3 protein-coding genes are annotated in these 24,389 nt (G+C 51.2%); all 3 read right to left on the reverse strand.

Annotated features, from left to right (window positions below; genetic code table 11):
- Positions 1–164 precede the first annotated feature (164 nt).
- The 3 genes from ACJJIZ_RS01000 to ACJJIZ_RS01010 all read right to left on the reverse strand — a co-directional run bounded on the left by ACJJIZ_RS01000 (position 165) and on the right by ACJJIZ_RS01010 (position 24,318).
- Positions 165–19,595 (reverse strand): filamentous hemagglutinin N-terminal domain-containing protein, encoded by a 19,431-nt coding sequence (locus tag ACJJIZ_RS01000; RefSeq protein WP_444914948.1) that lies wholly within the window; start codon positions 19,593–19,595, stop codon positions 165–167.
- A gap of 59 nt (positions 19,596–19,654) precedes the next feature.
- Positions 19,655–21,592 carry a ShlB/FhaC/HecB family hemolysin secretion/activation protein gene (locus ACJJIZ_RS01005; protein ID WP_444906598.1) on the reverse strand — a complete coding sequence of 646 codons (1,938 nt, stop codon included), beginning with the start codon at positions 21,590–21,592 and terminating at the stop codon, positions 19,655–19,657.
- 104 nt (positions 21,593–21,696) lie between these two features.
- On the reverse strand, positions 21,697–24,318 hold the full coding sequence (locus tag ACJJIZ_RS01010) for a bifunctional serine/threonine-protein kinase/formylglycine-generating enzyme family protein (protein ID WP_444914949.1): 2,622 nt from the start codon (positions 24,316–24,318) through the stop codon (positions 21,697–21,699).
- Between the last annotated feature and the right edge of the window lie 71 nt (positions 24,319–24,389).

Below are 24,389 nucleotides of genomic sequence, written 5' to 3' on the forward strand. Positions count from 1 at the left end.
ATTCCAAAAAGGCTGACTCGCAAGAGTCGGCCTTTTTTCGTTTGGGTGATTTAATTTTCCAGCCCTCGCTTTTAACTCTTTCCTTCTAAAACCCAGCCAAAAAAATTCCGGACATAAAAAAAGCCGGCCCCTAAAGACCGGCTTTTTTGCAAAGGGAGTTTACTTTAGTGCCCTGCACTACCTCCATTAAACTCCCCAAGATCTACAGTAATGTCGCTGGGCGCATCGCTGGTGCCCAGTTCGAGTTCAGCGTCAAACTTAGGTGCAGCTTCAACCTCCTCAGCAGCTGAAGCTACAGCCGGACTCAATTCCCCGGACCTGAGACGCATCTCAGGGGAGTTCACCGCATCGACACCACTGCTGTAGGGCTTCACAGCGCTAAAGATCGCAGGGTCTACATGACTGAAATCTTCTACTGCATTTTGAACTGCTGACTTGAGGCCCTGGGATGCCTGGGCACCGGCAACGGACTGCAGCTCGTCACCAGTGCTGGTAACCGTCGGGATCTGGCCAATAAAGTCAGGCTCATAGTAACTGACGGAATAGATATCCACTGTATTGGTAACATCCATACGGAGAGGGTTAGTCGCCTCACCAATAATGGTCCACAGCTCAGTTTCCGTTCCCAAGGTCACAGCGGATGCTGTGATATGGGTATCTCCATAAGTTTCAGCAGTCAGGGTGCCAAAGCTGGAGCTGGCCAGGGAAACTGTGCCCCGCCCTGCATCGATCTCATCGATAACGAGATCCCCTGCAGCCTGCACACTGATATTGATATCCGCACCCGAGGTGGCAACAGCCAAGACACTCACATCTGTCTCAATATCTACATCGCCACCAACAACCAGTTCGGCACGATCGGCCGTCAGGCTGCCACCGATAGTATCTGTTGAGCTGCTGGTAACATAAATATCGCCCTCGCCATCGTAGCCCAGCCGCATATCGCTGAACTGGAGCCCGGCACCATTTTTATTGAAGCTTTCAGATCTACTTCCACCATCTTCAAAATCAAATGCCAGATCGGTCAGGACGGTAATACTGTCAGAGGTGTTGTCCAGGTATTCGAAACCAGCAAAACTGAAGTTACCTACCTGATTGCCACTGCTATAAAGCTCCCAGGTCGCACCGGACAAGTTGTATTGGAAATCATCAGATCCGCCACCACCAGCAAGCTCTACCTCCTGGCCAATATCAGTTTCTACCGTCAAGAAATCATTGCCAGCACCAAGGGAAATACTGTCAATCACAGTGCCGGAGAAGGTGACGATATCGCTGCCAGCTCCAGTATCAATCCCTGCGAGCTCACCACCATTTAAATTAAACTCGTCAGCACCTGAACCGGCAGTAATAGACTCGATACCAGTAATCGTGAGTGATGCTCCACCACTGGAAACAGTGTGTTCAGAGTCATTGATATCCCAGACAGCATCAATATCTGCACCATAAACGGTATCTGTGCCAGAACCCGCAGCAACACTATCCAGGTCGGCAAAGGTGACTCCGCCAATCGTCATGGTATCCAGAGCACTAAACTCATATTCACCATCGATATCCTGGCCAGTATAACTTCCCGCCCCCTCTACGAGTTCGAGGTTATCAAAGTAGACGGTCAGGCCATTAACTTCAGCCTCCACACTGCCTTCAACAAGGGAGTTACCGGAGCTGGTGGAGGTCCAGGTAGCTCCATCTGCACTAACCGTGTCGCTACCACCTGCGCCATCCACAGTTTCCAGCCCACTGAAGTCGATGCCTGCAACGCTGATATCGCCATCGGAGTTGAGGGTAAAGTTATCGTCACTGTCTGTAGCCACCAAGGTGTCATTACTGCCCGAAGTATTCACTTCTTCAAGGCCAGTAAAACTGATACCTGCCGTTGCTAATGCCTGGTCACCCTGCAATTCGAACTGAGCAGAATCATGGGTGTTTGTCAGGATAGAAGTGGCCGCACTGGAAATGCTATAGAAAGACAGTGAGCCGGCATCGACTTGATTATCAGTACCAGTTAAAGAAAGCCCATCGCTGTAGGCACTGGCATCCAAGCTGTCGTCACCGCCATTACCATCGACTGCAGACATGCCGGATACGGTCATGCCATTCACTTCGACATCACCTGTGGAGGTCAGGACGAAATCTTCTACACCGGCAGTGCCTTGAAGGTTAGCGCTGGTGGCAACCAGGGTTTCTACACCGGTAAAGCTAATTTCGCTACTTTCGGCTTCCTTATCGTTGGACGTCAGAGTCCAATCCGCTCCACTGGCACCAGTCACCGTATCGCTACCGCCGCCTGTGGCAACATCGTCAACCTTGGTAAAGGCAATACCATTTGCCGTGACTGCATTGTCCCCGTTCACGGTGAAACTTTCGTCGTCACTGGTGCCGGTCAACGTTAAGGTCACTGCATCCGTAATGTTGTAAAACGCCAGGGTGTCGGCGGTGACTTTATTATCTGTATCGGTGAGCGTCAGGCCATTGGAAAAGTCCGTGGCATCCAGGCTGTCATCGCCGTCGTTGCCATACACCTCTGACATGCCGGAAACCGTCATGCCATTCACTTCGACATCACCTGTGGAGGTCAGGACGAAATCTTCTACACCGGCAGTGCCTTGAAGGTTAGCGCTGGTGGCAACCAGGGTTTCTACACCGGTAAAGCTAATTTCGCTACTTTCGGCTTCCTTATCGTTGGACGTCAGAGTCCAATCCGCTCCACTGGCACCAGTCACCGTATCGCTACCGCCGCCTGTGGCAACATCGTCAACCTTGGTAAAGGCAATACCATTTGCCGTGACTGCATTGTCCCCGTTCACGGTGAAACTTTCGTCGTCACTGGTGCCGGTCAACGTTAAGGTCACTGCATCCGTAATGTTGTAAAACGCCAGGGTGTCGGCGGTGACTTTATTATCTGTATCGGTGAGCGTCAGGCCATTGGAAAAGTCCGTGGCATCCAGGCTGTCATCGCCGTCGTTGCCATACACCTCTGACATGCCGGAAACCGTCATGCCATTCACTTCGACATCACCTGTGGAGGTCAGGACGAAATCTTCTACACCGGCAGTGCCTTGAAGGTTAGCGCTGGTGGCAACCAGGGTTTCTACACCGCTGAAAGTAATTTCGCTACTTTCGGCTTCCTTATCGTTGGACGTCAGAGTCCAATCCGCTCCACTGGCACCAGTCACCGTATCGCTACCGCCGCCTGTGGCAACATCGTCAACCTTGGTAAAGGCAATACCATTTGCCGTGACTGCATTGTCCCCGTTCACGGTGAAACTTTCGTCGTCACTGGTGCCGGTCAGCGTTAAGGTCGCTGCATCCGTAATGTTGTAAAACGCCAGGGTGTCGGCGGTGACTTTATTATCTGTATCGGTGAGCGTCAGGCCATTGGCAAAGTCCGTGGCATCCAGGCTGTCATCGCCGTCGTTGCCATACACCTCTGACATGCCAGAAACCGTCATGCCATTCACTTCGACATCACCTGTGGAGGTCAGGACGAAATCTTCTACACCGGCAGTGCCTTGCAGGTTAGCGCTGGTGGCAACCAGGGTTTCTACACCGGTGAAAGTAATTTCGCTACTTTCGGCTTCCTTATCGTTGGACGTCAGAGTCCAATCCGCTCCACTGGCACCAGTCACCGTATCGCTACCGCCGCCTGTGGCAACATCGTCAACCTTGGTAAAGGCAATACCATTTGCCGTGACTGCATTGTCCCCGTTCACGGTGAAACTTTCGTCGTCACTGGTGCCGGTCAGCGTTAAGGTCGCTGCATCCGTAATGTTGTAAAACGCCAGGGTGTCGGCGGTGACTTTATTATCTGTATCGGTGAGCGTCAGGCCATTGGCAAAGTCCGTGGCATCCAGGCTGTCATCGCCGTCGTTGCCATACACCTCTGACATGCCGGAAACCGTCATGCCATTCACTTCGACATCACCTGTGGAGGTCAGGACGAAATCTTCTACACCGGCAGTGCCTTGAAGGTTAGCGCTGGTGGCAACCAGGGTTTCTACACCGGTAAAGCTAATTTCGCTACTTTCGGCTTCCTTATCGTTGGACGTCAGAGTCCAATCCGCTCCACTGGCACCAGTCACCGTATCGCTACCGCCGCCTGTGGCAACATCGTCAACCTTGGTAAAGGCAATACCATTTGCCGTGACTGCATTGTCCCCGTTCACGGTGAAACTTTCGTCGTCACTGGTGCCGGTCAACGTTAAGGTCACTGCATCCGTAATGTTGTAAAACGCCAGGGTGTCGGCGGTGACTTTATTATCTGTATCGGTGAGCGTCAGGCCATTGGAAAAGTCCGTGGCATCCAGGCTGTCATCGCCGTCGTTGCCATACACCTCTGACATGCCGGAAACCGTCATGCCATTCACTTCGACATCACCTGTGGAGGTCAGGACGAAATCTTCTACACCGGCAGTGCCTTGAAGGTTAGCGCTGGTGGCAACCAGGGTTTCTACACCGGTAAAGCTAATTTCGCTACTTTCGGCTTCCTTATCGTTGGACGTCAGAGTCCAATCCGCTCCACTGGCACCAGTCACCGTATCGCTACCGCCGCCTGTGGCAACATCGTCAACCTTGGTAAAGGCAATACCATTTGCCGTGACTGCATTGTCCCCGTTCACGGTGAAACTTTCGTCGTCACTGGTGCCGGTCAGCGTTAAGGTCGCTGCATCCGTAATGTTGTAAAACGCCAGGGTGTCGGCGGTGACTTTATTATCTGTATCGGTGAGCGTCAGGCCATTGGAAAAGTCCGTGGCATCCAGGCTGTCATCGCCGTCGTTGCCATACACCTCTGACATGCCGGAAACCGTCATGCCATTCACTTCGACATCACCTGTGGAGGTCAGGACGAAATCTTCTACACCGGCAGTGCCTTGAAGGTTAGCGCTGGTGGCAACCAGGGTTTCTACACCGGTAAAGCTAATTTCGCTACTTTCGGCTTCCTTATCGTTGGACGTCAGAGTCCAATCCGCTCCACTGGCACCAGTCACCGTATCGCTACCGCCGCCTGTGGCAACATCGTCAACCTTGGTAAAGGCAATACCATTTGCCGTGACTGCATTGTCCCCGTTCACGGTGAAACTTTCGTCGTCACTGGTGCCGGTCAGCGTTAAGGTCGCTGCATCCGTAATGTTGTAAAACGCCAGGGTGTCGGCGGTGACTTTATTATCTGTATCGGTAAGCGTCAGGCCATTGACAAAGTCCGTGGCATCCAGGCTGTCATCGCCGTCGTTGCCATACACCTCTGACATGCCGGAAACCGTCATGCCATTCACTTCGACATCACCTGTGGAGGTCAGGACGAAATCTTCTACACCGGCAGTGCCTTGAAGGTTAGCGTTGCTGGCTACCAGAATTTCTACACCGGTAAAGGTGATGCCGTTATTAGTCGCTTCCTTAGCACTGCTTCCTAGTAGCCAGTCTTCACCGCTGGCCCCAGTTACATCGTCTGTGCCACCCATGGCATCAACACTATCAATATCGCTGAATGCAATCTGATTCGCCTTTAAGGCTTCAAACCCTGTTACCTCAAACGTATCGTCCCCTGATGAAGCCACCAGGTTACCTCCGCTGACACTCTCAATATCACTGAAAGTTATTAAGTTTGAAATCGCTTCATAGTCAGTGTCGGTGAGGGCCACTGTGCTGATCGCGGTAACGCTGTCACTGCCAGTTCCTTCATCTCCAGCATCGACCGTATCTACCTCTGTGAAGCTGATACCTGCAGCATCCAGAGCCTTATCACCAGTGATTGTGAAACTATCCGCGTCACTGGTACCAGTCAGCGCGGAGGTCGCTGCATCCGTAATGTTGTAAAACGCCAGGGTGTCGGCGGTGACTTTATTATCTGTATCGGTGAGCGTCAGGCCATTGGCAAAGTCCGTGGCATCCAGGCTGTCATCGCCGTCGTTGCCATACACCTCTGACATGCCGGAAACCGTCATGTCATTCACTTCGACATCACCTGTGGAGGTCAGGACGAAATCTTCTACACCGGCAGTGCCTTGAAGGTTAGCGCTGGTGGCAACCAGGGTTTCTACACCGGTGAAAGTAATTTCGCTACTTTCGGCTTCCTTATCGTTGGACGTCAGAGTCCAATCCGCTCCACTGGCACCAGTCACCGTATCGCTACCGCCGCCTGTGGCAACATCGTCAACCTTGGTAAAGGCAATACCATTTGCCGTGACTGCATTGTCCCCGTTCACGGTGAAACTTTCGTCGTCACTGGTGCCGGTCAACGTTAAGGTCACTGCATCCGTAATGTTGTAAAACGCCAGGGTGTCGGCGGTGACTTTATTATCTGTATCGGTGAGCGTCAGGCCATTGGCAAAGTCCGTGGCATCCAGGCTGTCATCGCCGTCGTTGCCATACACCTCTGACATGCCGGAAACCGTCATGCCATTCACTTCGACATCACCTGTGGAGGTCAGGACGAAATCTTCTACACCGGCAGTGCCTTGAAGGTTAGCGCTGGTGGCAACCAGGGTTTCTACACCGCTGAAAGTAATTTCGCTACTTTCGGCTTCCTTATCGTTGGACGTCAGAGTCCAATCCGCTCCACTGGCACCAGTCACCGTATCGCTACCGCCGCCTGTGGCAACATCGTCAACCTTGGTAAAGGCAATACCATTTGCCGTGACTGCATTGTCCCCGTTCACGGTGAAACTTTCGTCGTCACTGGTGCCGGTCAGCGTTAAGGTCGCTGCATCCGTAATGTTGTAAAACGCCAGGGTGTCGGCGGTGACTTTATTATCTGTATCGGTGAGCGTCAGGCCATTGGCAAAGTCCGTGGCATCCAGGCTGTCATCGCCGTCGTTGCCATACACCTCTGACATGCCAGAAACCGTCATGCCATTCACTTCGACATCACCTGTGGAGGTCAGGACGAAATCTTCTACACCGGCAGTGCCTTGCAGGTTAGCGCTGGTGGCAACCAGGGTTTCTACACCGGTGAAAGTAATTTCGCTACTTTCGGCTTCCTTATCGTTGGACGTCAGAGTCCAATCCGCTCCACTGGCACCAGTCACCGTATCGCTACCGCCGCCTGTGGCAACATCGTCAACCTTGGTAAAGGCAATACCATTTGCCGTGACTGCATTGTCCCCGTTCACGGTGAAACTTTCGTCGTCACTGGTGCCGGTCAGCGTTAAGGTCGCTGCATCCGTAATGTTGTAAAACGCCAGGGTGTCGGCGGTGACTTTATTATCTGTATCGGTGAGCGTCAGGCCATTGGCAAAGTCCGTGGCATCCAGGCTGTCATCGCCGTCGTTGCCATACACCTCTGACATGCCGGAAACCGTCATGCCATTCACTTCGACATCACCTGTGGAGGTCAGGACGAAATCTTCTACACCGGCAGTGCCTTGAAGGTTAGCGCTGGTGGCAACCAGGGTTTCTACACCGGTAAAGCTAATTTCGCTACTTTCGGCTTCCTTATCGTTGGACGTCAGAGTCCAATCCGCTCCACTGGCACCAGTCACCGTATCGCTACCGCCGCCTGTGGCAACATCGTCAACCTTGGTAAAGGCAATACCATTTGCCGTGACTGCATTGTCCCCGTTCACGGTGAAACTTTCGTCGTCACTGGTGCCGGTCAACGTTAAGGTCACTGCATCCGTAATGTTGTAAAACGCCAGGGTGTCGGCGGTGACTTTATTATCTGTATCGGTGAGCGTCAGGCCATTGGCAAAGTCCGTGGCATCCAGGCTGTCATCGCCGTCGTTGCCATACACCTCTGACATGCCGGAAACCGTCATGCCATTCACTTCGACATCACCTGTGGAGGTCAGGACGAAATCTTCTACACCGGCAGTGCCTTGAAGGTTAGCGCTGGTGGCAACCAGGGTTTCTACACCGCTGAAAGTAATTTCGCTACTTTCGGCTTCCTTATCGTTGGACGTCAGAGTCCAATCCGCTCCACTGGCACCAGTCACCGTATCACTACCGCCGCCTGTGGCAACATCGTCAACCTTGGTAAAGGCAATACCATTTGCCGTGACTGCATTGTCCCCGTTCACGGTGAAACTTTCGTCGTCACTGGTGCCGGTCAGCGTTAAGGTCGCTGCATCCGTAATGTTGTAAAACGCCAGGGTGTCGGCGGTGACTTTATTATCTGTATCGGTGAGCGTCAGGCCATTGGCAAAGTCCGTGGCATCCAGGCTGTCATCGCCGTCGTTGCCATACACCTCTGACATGCCGGAAACCGTCATGCCATTCACTTCGACATCACCTGTGGAGGTCAGGACGAAATCTTCTACACCGGCAGTGCCTTGCAGGTTAGCGCTGGTGGCAACCAGGGTTTCTACACCGGTGAAAGTAATTTCGCTACTTTCGGCTTCCTTATCGTTGGACGTCAGAGTCCAATCCGCTCCACTGGCACCAGTCACCGTATCGCTACCGCCGCCTGTGGCAACATCGTCAACCTTGGTAAAGGCAATACCATTTGCCGTGACTGCATTGTCCCCGTTCACGGTGAAACTTTCGTCGTCACTGGTGCCGGTCAACGTTAAGGTCACTGCATCCGTAATGTTGTAAAACGCCAGGGTGTCGGCGGTGACTTTATTATCTGTATCGGTGAGCGTCAGGCCATTGGCAAAGTCCGTGGCATCCAGGCTGTCATCGCCGTCGTTGCCATACACCTCTGACATGCCGGAAACCGTCATGCCATTCACTTCGACATCACCTGTGGAGGTCAGGACGAAATCTTCTACACCGGCAGTGCCTTGAAGGTTAGCGCTGGTGGCAACCAGGGTTTCTACACCGGTGAAAGTAATTTCGCTACTTTCGGCTTCCTTATCGTTGGACGTCAGAGTCCAATCCGCTCCACTGGCACCAGTCACCGTATCACTACCGCCGCCTGTGGCAACATCGTCAACCTTGGTAAAGGCAATACCATTTGCCGTGACTGCATTGTCCCCGTTCACGGTGAAACTTTCGTCGTCACTGGTGCCGGTCAACGTTAAGGTCACTGCATCCGTAATGTTGTAAAACGCCAAGGTGTCGGCGGTGACTTTATTATCTGTATCGGTGAGCGTCAGGCCATTGGCAAAGTCCGTGGCATCCAGGCTGTCATCGCCGTCGTTGCCATACACCTCTGACATGCCGGAAACCGTCATGCCATTCACTTCGACATCACCTGTGGAGGTCAGGACGAAATCTTCTACACCGGCAGTGCCTTGAAGGTTAGCGCTGGTGGCAACCAGGGTTTCTACACCGGTGAAAGTAATTTCGCTACTTTCGGCTTCCTTATCGTTGGACGTCAGAGTCCAATCCGCTCCACTGGCACCAGTCACCGTATCGCTACCGCCGCCTGTGGCAACATCGTCAACCTTGGTAAAGGCAATACCATTTGCCGTGACTGCATTGTCCCCGTTCACGGTGAAACTTTCGTCGTCACTGGTGCCGGTCAGCGTTAAGGTCGCTGCATCCGTAATGTTGTAAAACGCCAGGGTGTCGGCGGTGACTTTATTATCTGTATCGGTGAGCGTCAGGCCATTGGCAAAGTCCGTGGCATCCAGGCTGTCATCGCCGTCGTTGCCATACACTTCTGACATGCCGGAAACCGTCATGCCATTCACTTCGACATCACCTGTGGAGGTCAGGACGAAATCTTCTACACCGGCAGTGCCTTGAAGGTTAGCGCTGGTGGCAACCAGGATTTCAACCTCGGTGAAAGTAATATCGCTATTTTTGGCTTCTTCATCGTTGGACGTCAGGGTCCAGTCTTCACCACTAGCGCCAGTAACACTATCATCACCGCTTCCTGCATCAATCGAGGTGCCAAACCCAGTCACACTGATTCCATTGGCTGTGACTTCTGTATCGCTCACCACTACAAAAGTATCGTCATTTACAGAGCCTACAAGGCTGCCAGCAGCAGTAACACTTTCAATATCGCTAAAGGTTATGGAGCTTGAAGTCGCCTCATAGTCACTATCGGTCAGGGTCACTGTGCTGATCGCAGTAACGCTATCGCTGCCTGTTCCTGCACCTCCTGCATCGACCGTATCTACCTCTGTGAAGCTGATACCTGCAGCATCCAGAGCCTTATCACCAGTGATTGTGAAACTATCCGCGTCACTGGTACCAGTCAGCGCGGAGGTCACTGCATCCGTAATGTTGTAAAATGCCAGGGTGTCGGCGGTGACTTTGTTGTTGGTATCGGTAAGCGTCAGGCCATTGACAAAGTCCGTGGCATCCAGGCTGTCATCGCCGTCGTTGCCATACACCTCTGACATGCCGGAAACCGTCATGCCATTCACTTCGACATCACCTGTGGAGGTCAGGACGAAATCTTCTACACCGGCAGTGCCTTGAAGGTTAGCGTTGCTGGCTACCAGAATTTCTACACCGGTAAAGGTGATGCCGTTATTAGTCGCTTCCTTAGCACTGCTTCCTAGTAGCCAGTCTTCACCGCTGGCCCCAGTTACATCGTCTGTGCCACCCATGGCATCAACACTATCAATATCGCTGAATGCAATCTGATTCGCCTTTAAGGCTTCAAACCCTGTTACCTCAAACGTATCGTCCCCTGATGAAGCCACCAGGTTACCTCCGCTGACACTCTCAATATCACTGAAAGTTATTAAGTTTGAAATCGCTTCATAGTCAGTGTCGGTGAGGGCCACTGTGCTGATCGCGGTAACGCTGTCACTGCCAGTTCCTTCATCTCCAGCATCGACCGTATCTACCTCTGTGAAGCTGATACCTGCAGCATCCAGAGCCTTATCACCAGTGATTGTGAAACTATCCGCGTCACTGGTACCAGTCAGCGCGGAGGTCGCTGCATCCGTAATGTTGTAAAACGCCAGGGTGTCGGCGGTGACTTTATTATCTGTATCGGTGAGCGTCAGGCCATTGGAAAAGTCCGTGGCATCCAGGCTGTCATCGCCGTCGTTGCCATACACCTCTGACATGCCGGAAACCGTCATGCCATTCACTTCGACATCACCTGTGGAGGTCAGGACGAAATCTTCTACACCGGCAGTGCCTTGAAGGTTAGCGCTGGTGGCAACCAGGGTTTCTACACCGCTGAAAGTAATTTCGCTACTTTCGGCTTCCTTATCGTTGGACGTCAGAGTCCAATCCGCTCCACTGGCACCAGTCACCGTATCGCTACCGCCGCCTGTGGCAACATCGTCAACCTTGGTAAAGGCAATACCATTTGCCGTGACTGCATTGTCCCCGTTCACGGTGAAACTTTCGTCGTCACTGGTGCCGGTCAACGTTAAGGTCACTGCATCCGTAATGTTGTAAAACGCCAAGGTGTCGGCGGTGACTTTATTATCTGTATCGGTGAGCGTCAGGCCATTGGCAAAGTCCGTGGCATCCAGGCTGTCATCGCCGTCGTTGCCATACACCTCTGACATGCCGGAAACCGTCATGCCATTCACTTCGACATCACCTGTGGAGGTCAGGACGAAATCTTCTACACCGGCAGTGCCTTGAAGGTTAGCGCTGGTGGCAACCAGGGTTTCTACACCGGTGAAAGTAATTTCGCTACTTTCGGCTTCCTTATCGTTGGACGTCAGAGTCCAATCCGCTCCACTGGCACCAGTCACCGTATCGCTACCGCCGCCTGTGGCAACATCGTCAACCTTGGTAAAGGCAATACCATTTGCCGTGACTGCATTGTCCCCGTTCACGGTGAAACTTTCGTCGTCACTGGTGCCGGTCAGCGTTAAGGTCGCTGCATCCGTAATGTTGTAAAACGCCAGGGTGTCGGCGGTGACTTTATTATCTGTATCGGTGAGCGTCAGGCCATTGGCAAAGTCCGTGGCATCCAGGCTGTCATCGCCGTCGTTGCCATACACTTCTGACATGCCGGAAACCGTCATGCCATTCACTTCGACATCACCTGTGGAGGTCAGGACGAAATCTTCTACACCGGCAGTGCCTTGAAGGTTAGCGCTGGTGGCAACCAGGATTTCAACCTCGGTGAAAGTAATATCGCTATTTTTGGCTTCTTCATCGTTGGACGTCAGGGTCCAGTCTTCACCACTAGCGCCAGTAACACTATCATCACCGCTTCCTGCATCAATCGAGGTGCCAAACCCAGTCACACTGATTCCATTGGCTGTGACTTCTGTATCGCTCACCACTACAAAAGTATCGTCATTTACAGAGCCTACAAGGCTGCCAGCAGCAGTAACACTTTCAATATCGCTAAAGGTTATGGAGCTTGAAGTCGCCTCATAGTCACTATCGGTCAGGGTCACTGTGCTGATCGCAGTAACGCTATCGCTGCCTGTTCCTGCACCTCCTGCATCGACCGTATCTACCTCTGTGAAGCTGATACCTGCAGCATCCAGAGCCTTATCACCAGTGATTGTGAAACTATCCGCGTCACTGGTACCAGTCAGCGCGGAGGTCACTGCATCCGTAATGTTGTAAAATGCCAGGGTGTCGGCGGTGACTTTGTTGTTGGTATCGGTAAGCGTCAGGCCATTGACAAAGTCCGTGGCATCCAGGCTGTCATCGCCGTCGTTGCCATACACCTCTGACATGCCGGAAACCGTCATGCCATTCACTTCGACATCACCTGTGGAGGTCAGGACGAAATCTTCTACACCGGCAGTGCCTTGAAGGTTAGCGTTGCTGGCTACCAGAATTTCTACACCGGTAAAGGTGATGCCGTTATTAGTCGCTTCCTTAGCACTGCTTCCTAGTAGCCAGTCTTCACCGCTGGCCCCAGTTACATCGTCTGTGCCACCCATGGCATCAACACTATCAATATCGCTGAATGCAATCTGATTCGCCTTTAAGGCTTCAAACCCTGTTACCTCAAACGTATCGTCCCCTGATGAAGCCACCAGGTTACCTCCGCTGACACTCTCAATATCACTGAAAGTTATTAAGTTTGAAATCGCTTCATAGTCAGTGTCGGTGAGGGCCACTGTGCTGATCGCGGTAACGCTGTCACTGCCAGTTCCTTCATCTCCAGCATCGACCGTATCTACCTCTGTGAAGCTGATACCTGCAGCATCCAGAGCCTTATCACCAGTGATTGTGAAACTATCCGCGTCACTGGTACCAGTCAGCGCGGAGGTCGCTGCATCCGTAATGTTGTAAAACGCCAGGGTGTCGGCGGTGACTTTATTATCTGTATCGGTGAGCGTCAGGCCATTGGCAAAGTCCGTGGCATCCAGGCTGTCATCGCCGTCGTTGCCATACACCTCTGACATGCCGGAAACCGTCATGCCATTCACTTCGACATCACCTGTGGAGGTCAGGACGAAATCTTCTACACCGGCAGTGCCTTGAAGGTTAGCGCTGGTGGCAACCAGGGTTTCTACACCGGTAAAGCTAATTTCGCTACTTTCGGCTTCCTTATCGTTGGACGTCAGAGTCCAATCCGCTCCACTGGCACCAGTCACCGTATCGCTACCGCCGCCTGTGGCAACATCGTCAACCTTGGTAAAGGCAATACCATTTGCCGTGACTGCATTGTCCCCGTTCACGGTGAAACTTTCGTCGTCACTGGTGCCGGTCAGCGTTAAGGTCGCTGCATCCGTAATGTTGTAAAACGCCAGGGTGTCGGCGGTGACTTTATTATCTGTATCGGTGAGCGTCAGGCCATTGGCAAAGTCCGTGGCATCCAGGCTGTCATCGCCGTCGTTGCCATACACCTCTGACATGCCGGAAACCGTCATGCCATTCACTTCGACATCACCTGTGGAGGTCAGGACGAAATCTTCTACACCGGCAGTGCCTTGAAGGTTAGCGCTGGTGGCAACCAGGGTTTCTACACCGGTGAAAGTAATTTCGCTACTTTCGGCTTCCTTATCGTTGGACGTCAGAGTCCAATCCGCTCCACTGGCACCAGTCACCGTATCACTACCGCCGCCTGTGGTAACATCGTCAACCTTGGTAAAGGCAATACCATTTGCCGTGACTGCATTGTCCCCGTTCACGGTGAAACTTTCGTCGTCACTGGTGCCGGTCAGCGTTAAGGTCACTGCATCCGTAATGTTGTAAAACGCCAGGGTGTCGGCGGTGACTTTATTATCTGTATCGGTGAGCGTCAGGCCATTGGAAAAGTCCGTGGCATCCAGGCTGTCATCGCCGTCGTTGCCATACACCTCTGACATGCCGGAAACCGTCATGTCATTCACTTCGACATCACCTGTGGAGGTCAGGACGAAATCTTCTACACCGGCAGTGCCTTGAAGGTTAGCGCTGGTGGCAACCAGGATTTCAACCTCGGTGAAAGTAATATCGCTATTTTTGGCTTCTTCATCGTTGGACGTCAGGGTCCAGTCTTCACCACTAGCGCCAGTAACACTATCATCACCGCTTCCTGCATCAATCGAGGTGCCAAACCCAGTCACACTGATTCCATTGGCTGTGACTTCTGTATCGCTCACCACTACAAAAGTATCGTCATTTACAGAGCCTACAAGGCTGCCAGCAGCAGTAACACTTTCAATATCGCTAAAGGTTATGGAGCTTGAAGTCGCCTCATAGTCACTATCGGTCAGGGTCACTGTGCTGATCGCAGTAACGCTATCGCTGCCTGTTCCTGCACCTCCTGCATCGACCGTATCTACCTCTGTGAAGCTGATACCTGCAGCATCCAGAGCCTTATCACCAGTGATTGTGAAACTATCCGCGTCACTGGTACCAGTCAGCGCGGAGGTCACTGCATCCGTAATGTTGTAAAATGCCAGGGTGTCGGCGGTGACTTTGTTGTTGGTATCGGTAAGCGTCAGGCCATTGACAAAGTCCGTGGCATCCAGGCTGTCATCGCCGTCGTTGCCATACACCTCTGACATGCCGGAAACCGTCATGCCATTCACTTCGACATCACCTGTGGAGGTCAGGACGAAATCTTCTACACCGGCAGTGCCTTGAAGGTTAGCGTTGCTGGCTACCAGAATTTCTACACCGGTAAAGGTGATGCCGTTATTAGTCGCTTCCTTAGCACTGCTTCCTAGTAGCCAGTCTTCACCGCTGGCCCCAGTTACATCGTCTGTGCCACCCATGGCATCAACACTATCAATATCGCTGAATGCAATCTGATTCGCCTTTAAGGCTTCAAACCCTGTTACCTCAAACGTATCGTCCCCTGATGAAGCCACCAGGTTACCTCCGCTGACACTCTCAATATCACTGAAAGTTATTAAGTTTGAAATCGCTTCATAGTCAGTGTCGGTGAGGGCCACTGTGCTGATCGCGGTAACGCTGTCACTGCCAGTTCCTTCATCTCCAGCATCGACCGTATCTACCTCTGTGAAGCTGATACCTGCAGCATCCAGAGCCTTATCACCAGTGATTGTGAAACTATCCGCGTCACTGGTACCAGTCAGCGCGGAGGTCGCTGCATCCGTAATGTTGTAAAACGCCAGGGTGTCGGCGGTGACTTTATTATCTGTATCGGTGAGCGTCAGGCCATTGGAAAAGTCCGTGGCATCCAGGCTGTCATCGCCGTCGTTGCCATACACCTCTGACATGCCGGAAACCGTCATGCCATTCACTTCGACATCACCTGTGGAGGTCAGGACGAAATCTTCTACACCGGCAGTGCCTTGAAGGTTAGCGCTGGTGGCAACCAGGGTTTCTACACCGGTAAAGCTAATTTCGCTACTTTCGGCTTCCTTATCGTTGGACGTCAGAGTCCAATCCGCTCCACTGGCACCAGTCACCGTATCGCTACCGCCGCCTGTGGCAACATCGTCAACCTTGGTAAAGGCAATACCATTTGCCGTGACTGCATTGTCCCCGTTCACGGTGAAACTTTCGTCGTCACTGGTGCCGGTCAACGTTAAGGTCACTGCATCCGTAATGTTGTAAAACGCCAGGGTGTCGGCGGTGACTTTATTATCTGTATCGGTGAGCGTCAGGCCATTGGAAAAGTCCGTGGCATCCAGGCTGTCATCGCCGTCGTTGCCATACACCTCTGACATGCCGGAAACCGTCATGCCATTCACTTCGACATCACCTGTGGAGGTCAGGACGAAATCTTCTACACCGGCAGTGCCTTGAAGGTTAGCGCTGGTGGCAACCAGGGTTTCTACACCGGTAAAGCTAATTTCGCTACTTTCGGCTTCCTTATCGTTGGACGTCAGAGTCCAATCCGCTCCACTGGCACCAGTCACCGTATCGCTACCGCCGCCTGTGGCAACATCGTCAACCTTGGTAAAGGCAATACCATTTGCCGTGACTGCATTGTCCCCGTTCACGGTGAAACTTTCGTCGTCACTGGTGCCGGTCAGCGTTAAGGTCGCTGCATCCGTAATGTTGTAAAACGCCAGGGTGTCGGCGGTGACTTTATTATCTGTATCGGTGAGCGTCAGGCCATTGGAAAAGTCCGTGGCATCCAGGCTGTCATCGCCGTCGTTGCCATACACCTCTGACATGCCGGAAACCGTCATGCCATTCACTTCGACATCACCTGTGGAGGTCAGGACGAAATCTTCTACACCGGCAGTGCCTTGAAGGTTAGCGCTGGTGGCAACCAGGGTTTCTACACCGGTAAAGCTAATTTCGCTACTTTCGGCTTCCTTATCGTTGGACGTCAGGGTCCAGTCTTCACCACTAGCGCCAGTAACACTATCATCACCGCTTCCTGCATCAATCGAGGTGCCAAACCCAGTCACACTGATTCCATTGGCTGTGACTTCTGTATCGCTCACCACTACAAAAGTATCGTCATTTACAGAGCCTACAAGGCTGCCAGCAGCAGTAACACTTTCAATATCGCTAAAGGTTATGGAGCTTGAAGTCGCCTCATAGTCACTATCGGTCAGGGTCACTGTGCTGATCGCAGTAACGCTATCACTGCCTGTTCCTTCATCTCCAGCATCGACGGTATCTACACTACTAAAGCTGATGCTATTGGCGGTCAGGCTATTATCACCGGTTATGATAAAGGTATCTGCTGAGTCAGAACCTTCAAGGCTATCAGCAGTGACACTTTCAATATCACTAAACGTAATTAAATTCGTTTCAGCTTCATAGTCATTGTCGGTCAGGGTCACGGTGCCGATCGCGGAAACGCTGTCACTACCTGTTCCCGCATCCCCAGCATCGACCGTAGCCACGCTAGTAAAGCTGATATCTGCAGCATCCAAGGCATTATTACCGGTGACGGTGAAACTATCCGCATCGCTGGTACCGGTCAGTTTTGTGGTCTCGGCATCCGTAATACCGGAAAAAACTAAGGTGTCGGCGCTGACTTCATTGTTATTCCCTGTTAGAGTCAAGCCATCGTCAAAGTTGGTGGCATCCAGGCTGTCATTACCGTTACCAACCACCGCTGACATGCCGGAAATCGTCATCTCATTGACTTCAACATCTCCGTCGGAGGTTAGGACGAACTCTTCTGCACTGGTAGTACCCTCAAGGTTGGCATTGACGGTAACTAGGCTTTCCACATCGCTGAAAGTAATCCCGCTATTTATCGCTTCGTTATCCCTAGCGGTCAGGGTCCACTTTTCGCCACTGGTGCCTGTGACTTCATCACTGCCAGTTCCTTCACCTCCTGCATCAACCGTGTCCACATCACTAAAGCTGATACCATTAGCAATTAGACTGTTATCACCGGTCACCTCGAAGCTATCGGCTGAATCAGAGCCTTCAAGGCTATCAGCAGCCATACTGCTAATATTGCTAAACGTGATTAAGTTCGTTACGGCCTTGTTATCTGTGTCAGTAAGGGTCGCAGTGTTGATTGCTGTGATACTATTTTCACCACCTCCCAGATCGACCTCTTCAATACCCGAGAAGGAGATTGCATTGAGGGTAAAACTGTTATCTCCAGTAATGCTTATTGCATCATCACCATCTGAAAATAAAAAAGAGTCTGCATCACTGTTGCCTGTAATAGTGCCGTAATCAGCTACAGTAATATCACCCAAAATATTGTCTGTTGCATCAGCTTGGATAATAACTGACATATCACTCGATTCGAAATATCCAACAGACAATTCGAATACATTAACACTGATTGAGCCTAAATTAGTAAAAGCTCCACCTGTATTAACAATGAGATTACTGCCATTATTAGTGGCATTAATACTGACATCCTCACCGACTTTTACACCATTAAAAGACGCTAACGTTAATGACTTTCCACTACTCCATGCTAAGTCGCCACCAACAAAAATACCCTCCGAAGCAACATCGGAGTCAGATAGCTCTATGGTGATTGATCCACCAGCCAAAGCACCAGTTAATGTTCCAGTTTCTGTACAGTTGCTTACTACACCTGTGCAATCCTCCAGGATTTCCATCCACTCTGGATCTAATAACCAAAGACCTGACTCTCCATCGCCGTAACTCAAAGTGGAGACAGACAAGCTATCATTATCCAGGATCAGATAACGCTTACCGGAAGTTTCTATCAGCCCTCCATCACCACCATCCTTGCCTGACTCGGCGAGAATCGTACCGCCAAAATTGGTGGTTTCATCGGCCCAAACAATAACGGTACCACCATCAGAATCGCCGACACCACTGGCATCGATTGTAGATTCCGCCGTAACCGTGGTGGTTTCGGCATTGCGAATATCCTCGTTACTCCCCCGGTAGTCACCGCCGATAAGAACTTCGCCACCGGCAGAAGTGCCGCGGGCATCAATATTCCCGCTGACAACAACTTCATCACCCAAAGCAGCAACGTAACCGCCACTGCCAGAGTCAGCTGCTACTGAAATATCTCCGCTGTGCTCGGCAAAATCGCCCTCCAGGACAACCTCACCACCGGCACTGCCGGATGCATCCAAAGTTCCGCTATTCACAACTCCGGAACCCGAGCCAAACAGGCGGATTTTGCCCCCGCTGGTATCAATACCGCGTGCAGTTACTGTGCCTTCATTATTTACTGCAGCAGTAAACAGGTCACCGGAAACGCTGGCTTCCATCAAAACCTGAGCGCCTTCGATGGCCCCTTCATTTAGCACAGCACTATCTAGGCCGAGGTCATTCTCCATAACCTCTTTGGTGACCTTAACGCCAATCATTCCATCGGCATCAAAAGTTAATAAGGCTTCATCGGCTGCTGCCAGGCTGACGAGTTCAGCGCTGATCAAGCCGGTAGAGGCATTTGTAACCTGCTTACCTACCAGAACCGCGCTGGATGCATTAATCACACCTCGGTTAACAACAACCCCTGAAGAACCCGACTCGCCTTTAAAGGCAAAATCACCATTCATAAAGTCTTCTGGACTCATATCGAGCCCGGACGCGGTTATGGCGCCGACATTAACCGTGGCTGTCTCAGTAAAAAGAACTCCTCGCGGGTTCACCAGGATAACGTGGCCATTGGCCTCTATCGCACCTTGGATGGTAGTGACATCCTGGTCCAAGATTCGGTTAAGCACGATAGAAGACGAGTCTGGCTGCAGGAATTGGACCAGCTCTTCTTCACTTAAATTAAAAGAATCCCAGTCGATTGATAACAGGTCTGTTACCTGGTCGACTGTGGTTGTAGCCCCGTCAACATCAATAGTGCCGCTACCGCCGGTTACCACTCCGCCTTCAGGTCCAGCATGAACCATGGGACTAATCAGCCCTGCAAACAGGCCGGCATAGGCAAAACTTGACACCTTAATGGCACTTGCTAATTTTCTTAACTCAAGCTTTTTATTTTTGGCTTTCATACCAGCACCTTGCGAAGAGGAACCTTGCTACTTTTAAGTATTCAGGAAACAGTAATTATTCAGTTATAAAAAATCGAAAAGTCAGCGTAGACGGTGGGCTCGTCTTCACCAACTCCAGTATTTACTATCGAGGAGCTAGACATAATTGGCCAAGCAACAGAGACTTTACTCGAGAAACTGTCACTCCAATTCATCTTAAACAGCATTCCGCCACCGGAGAATCGAGCCCAGTCATCCTCCACGGTATCCTCATAGTTATTCACATAGCCATATCCAACATCGGCAATCAGTGCTACTTGGAAAATGTCATTTAAACGCTGATTAAACAGGATGGGGTTCATAAATTCAGGGAAGTTTACATACCACTCTGCGGAAACAACTGCGCCCATATCTGCAGAAAAATCTCTTGCAGAAAAAGCACGCACACCATTGGCTCCACCCAGTGACAATTGCTCAAATCCAGGCAGGCTGCTCTCACTATATTGAGCCCTTCCTTTTACTATCAGCCTTGAGTGGTCATCGGTAAAAGGCATAGGCAGGAAGATCAGAGAACTGGTGTTAATGGCCAGCTTATTGAAGTCATCTCCCCTACCCGGTTCAACCGCATTTTGATGCTCACCATACTGTGCGGTAGCACTTACTATATTCAGCATTGAAAGGAAGCCATTAGAAAGGCTATCCATATAAATACCAACTTCCCCGCCATAAACGTGGTCATTGGTAAACTCGATAACGCCATCCAGGTCTGATTTTTTTTCTGTCAGGCCGAAGGATCCGGTGAGGTTGAAATCCCTTGAGCGTCGAAACTTATGATCTAAAGACAGTGCATAAGTTTTGTTCACACCTGATATTTCCAGCCGATTAACTAAGTCACTATCATCTTCTTCATTGAAAAGACTAAATTCATTGTGATCTGCTGATATTTCCAACCGGGTGCGGGGGCCAAACAGAGGGAAGCTGTATCTGAACTGCCCGAGATCAGAACCATAATCCTCATCTGATTCAGGGTTGGATTTCAAATAACCCAATGTTAAAGCATCACCGATTCCAAGGGGATTCAGCCAGTCAACAGTCGCATAAACTCTTTCGCTACCGGTATAGAGAGAACCGTGATTATCGGCCCTAAATGAAGCGCGCCAGGAATCCGTTTCACGTACTTTTAAATTAAGCTTGGTTTCACCAGGGTTGTCACCCGCACTGAAATACCCGGTAACGTTTAAGCCTGGCAGGTCATTAAGTAAATATAATCCTTCCTCGATATTCTCATGATTTACCAGATGGCCACGCTGGTCTTCAAAGGGTTCTGCCAGTTTTTCGTCTGTGTATTCTTCGTTATCTTCGGCAACAACCTGCCCGAGAAGCCCCTCTTGTACTGTAAGAGTGACCACTCCATTTTCCACATCTTGAGCGGGAATTTGCACTTGGGCTAAAAACAGCCCTTGGCGACGATAGAAGCTTGTCAGTTCAGCAGCAATCTCTTCGAGATCGCCATAACTTAAGCCCCTCTCTTTATTTTGTTTTTCAATTACACTTACCAGCTTCTTAAGCTCAGCGGGCCCCAAGCCACCAGGATTAAATTGAGCATTCATATTGCCCAGTAATATTGCAAGCTCTTCCAGGTTGTCTACGGTATAACCGCTAGCGAGGATTTGATCCTCTTTCATGAATTTAGCCCGAAGTTCCTCTGCCATTTCCTCTACGGTTTCTCGGGAAATACCAAATTCGGGATATTCTTCTAAACGATGAAACTTAAATTCTTTTACAGTAATCCGCGGCCCCTGATTTCTCTGGGAGATTTCAGGAATTTCTGTATTTAAGTTGGGGTCTTCAGCTTCATAAGTACGCTGGAGAAAGTCTTGGGTTACATCCACTTCATTAATAGTAGACGTATCCTGATTAAAGGCTTCCCGCACTCGGTTGCGAAAATTAGATCCATCTTCCTGGGCAAAAGCCGGCACTTGCGATACAAGAAAGCCAGCACCTATAAATAATGCCAACTTACTTTTTCCTAGCCCAAGCATATTTCCCCCAGTTTTAATCTCTTAATCTTTAATCTAACCAACTCAACTATCGTATCGATATTCGCTGGTAATTGTTTAATCTAGTTAACATCTCTAACGACACGGAAACCGGTAAACTCATCGGGCTGGCCATTATGAAGCTTCTTGGTTGTTGCCAGACAACGGCTCATTGGATCAATGCGGCTACCTCCCAAAGCGAGCAACTCGCCCTCTGTGCCTAATCCCCACTCCTGGACATTACCTACAGCATTAAGTAACCCAAATCCGTTAGAGGAGCCAGCTCGGGCAGGTACTAACTCAGCACCTTTTTCAATACCGCCATACTTCAAATGACAGTTTCGATCCGCTACTTCGTCTTCCCCCCTGGCACTTGCAGCAGCAAACCACTCCTGCTCAGAAGGTAGGCGGTAGCGGTAGCCGGTCTCATCACTGAGCCAACTTAAATAAGCCTCTGCAGTTGCCAGGGATAAGTTATTTACCGGCAAGTCCGTTGCTTCTGGAGTCTGCTCTCCGCACTGACCAGCAATGCGGCAGAATTGAGCCAACTCAGTACTGCTCACCTCATATTTACCCACAGCCAGTGGCCTGCCACTCAAACCTTTAATCACCACCATTGCCGGCCCCTTGCTGCCATCCGCAAGACGGTCACGACAGGTGTAGCGATCACCACGTCGGCCGCTGCCAGGAACCAGGTGCCCACAAAAATCCAGCTTAAAGTCTTTCAATGGTTGGTATGCGGGCAGTAGAGCCCTGAATTGATCAACCAGGGCTTCCGTCTGTATCGGATCCTTAGTGCCAAGATTAGATGCGCAATTTACCAGCTCTTCGCCCACCACCGGGCGGATCTTCAAGGCTTTTGCACTATCCAGCTTTGCCAGGCTGGACAACTGTGAACCTATTGCAGTGGCACTCATGGAGAAGCTGCAGGTGAGTGCTACTTCCATATCATCGAGCACAGCATCAATCTGCTGCTGCTTTTGCGCAGCCAGGCGGCGACGCTCTGCCCGCTCTTCCGCCAGGCGAATACGCTCGGCTTCGCGCTCTTCAGCGATCCGCTCCGCTTCAAGGCGAGCGCGCAGATTCTCTCTATCATTCGCCAGTTGAGTTTTGATAGCCTCAGCTTCTTTAGATTCACCATACCAGTTGGCAACCCCCGCCAGCATGACATCGGCCTGATCGAGGTTACCCAGGTTTAACTGACCGGTTGCAGCAGCCAGGAAAAGTTCTGATACCTGGCGACGGGAGGAATCCAGGAACTCTTTATCCGCAGGGTTCAGCTCAGAGTACTCCTCCAACTCCAGTTGAAGATCTCGCTCCCAGGCTGGAGTCAAAATACTCAGGCCAATCAACCGGGTGATAGCCTCTTTCTTATCAGCAATACGCCTGGCCAATAGCTCCTGTTCGTGCTTGCGCTCGAGCTCGATTCTGACTCGCTCTTGCTCTACGGCATTTTGCTGCTGCAGATGGCCATAACCCACTACAGCACCGCCCAACAACATGACAAACGCACTGCCTAGTACCCACTTCCAGGCATGGCTAACAAAGAACGCCTGTACAAACTTCTCTACGGTACTAGTGCGGTTTTCGCGCTTTAGCTCTAGCGCTGACTCAAGTGCGCGCCACTGCCTGCGATTAAGCCCTTTGATCCGCTTGGGGCGTAGGCCCTGCTCCATGGCTTTATCGGCAGGCGTTTTGTCATAAGGGTGGCGCCCGCAGAATAGTTCGTAGGCAACACAACCCAACGCAAATACATCATCACTCGGTGCCGGTTCAGCTCCCTTGAGCATCTCAAGGCTCGCATACGCCGGAGTCAAGGCTCCGAGAGTGCCCGCGTCAAATACTGTCGTTTCGCCAGCTTTATTTGCGATTCCCCCTTCAGAAACAGCTCGGGCAATACCGAAGTCAAATACTTTTGCACCTTTCTTATTGGTGACAAAAATATTGCCTGGCTTAAAGTCCGAGTGAACAATTTTATGGGAGTGGGCATATATCAGGGCTTGGGAGATATCCCAAAATACCGAGCGGGCACGCTCGGGCTCCAACCCAACATCGGCATGATCGCGCAACAACTTGTCCAATGGAGCACCCTCAAGGAACTCCATTGTCATAAATACGCGATCTCCATCGCGGTCAAAATCGTAAACCGTTACGATATTAGGGTGAGCAAGCGTTTGTGACTTGCGCGCTTCCCGCTGGAGAGAAATAAAAGCATCGGGGTGCTTTTGGAAATCATCATTAAGCAGCTTGATAGCAACATAGGGCTCGCTGTCACTGGCTTCTAATTTACGGCGGTCAAGGGCTTTGTAAACTGCCCCCATTCCCCCAACACCCAGGAGTTTGTCAAGCTCAAATCGGCCTTTGATTACAGTTTTGGTCACTGCATTTGAGCCGGAAGCTTCAAAGGGTTCAGGTATTACTGCCGAATCGGCAGAAACCCCACCCAAAACTTCATTGGCCCCAGCCCCACTTCCCATCCGATTAGGATTAGGGGAAGGCGCAAAGACAGTAGCATCTGAGCTAAAGCTGGCAGCAGCCGAAGGGATTACCGGTTGGGCACCTTTAACCGGGGGGTGATCATTTGCTCCAGTCTTATCCTGCTGCACAACAACGGTGATATCACCATCTTCTGTCAGCCCGCTGGTTGATTGGCCTGAGCCCGGCGGAGTGTCACTCGGCCGAACAATACGCGTCTTATCGTTCAATTCCGCCTCCATGGGAAACCATTACGACACATCCAAATCCGCAAAAACTTTGTTATTGATCTAATGGGCAA

The organism is Microbulbifer maximicatervae (SeqCode) (genome assembly GCF_052467225.1).

Bases quoted from the DNA above. Each gene is read 5' to 3' on its own strand.
- ACJJIZ_RS01000 (WP_444914948.1), bottom strand. From the start codon at position 19,595: ATGAAAGCCAAAAATAAAAAGCTTGAGTTAAGAAAATTAGCAAGTGCC.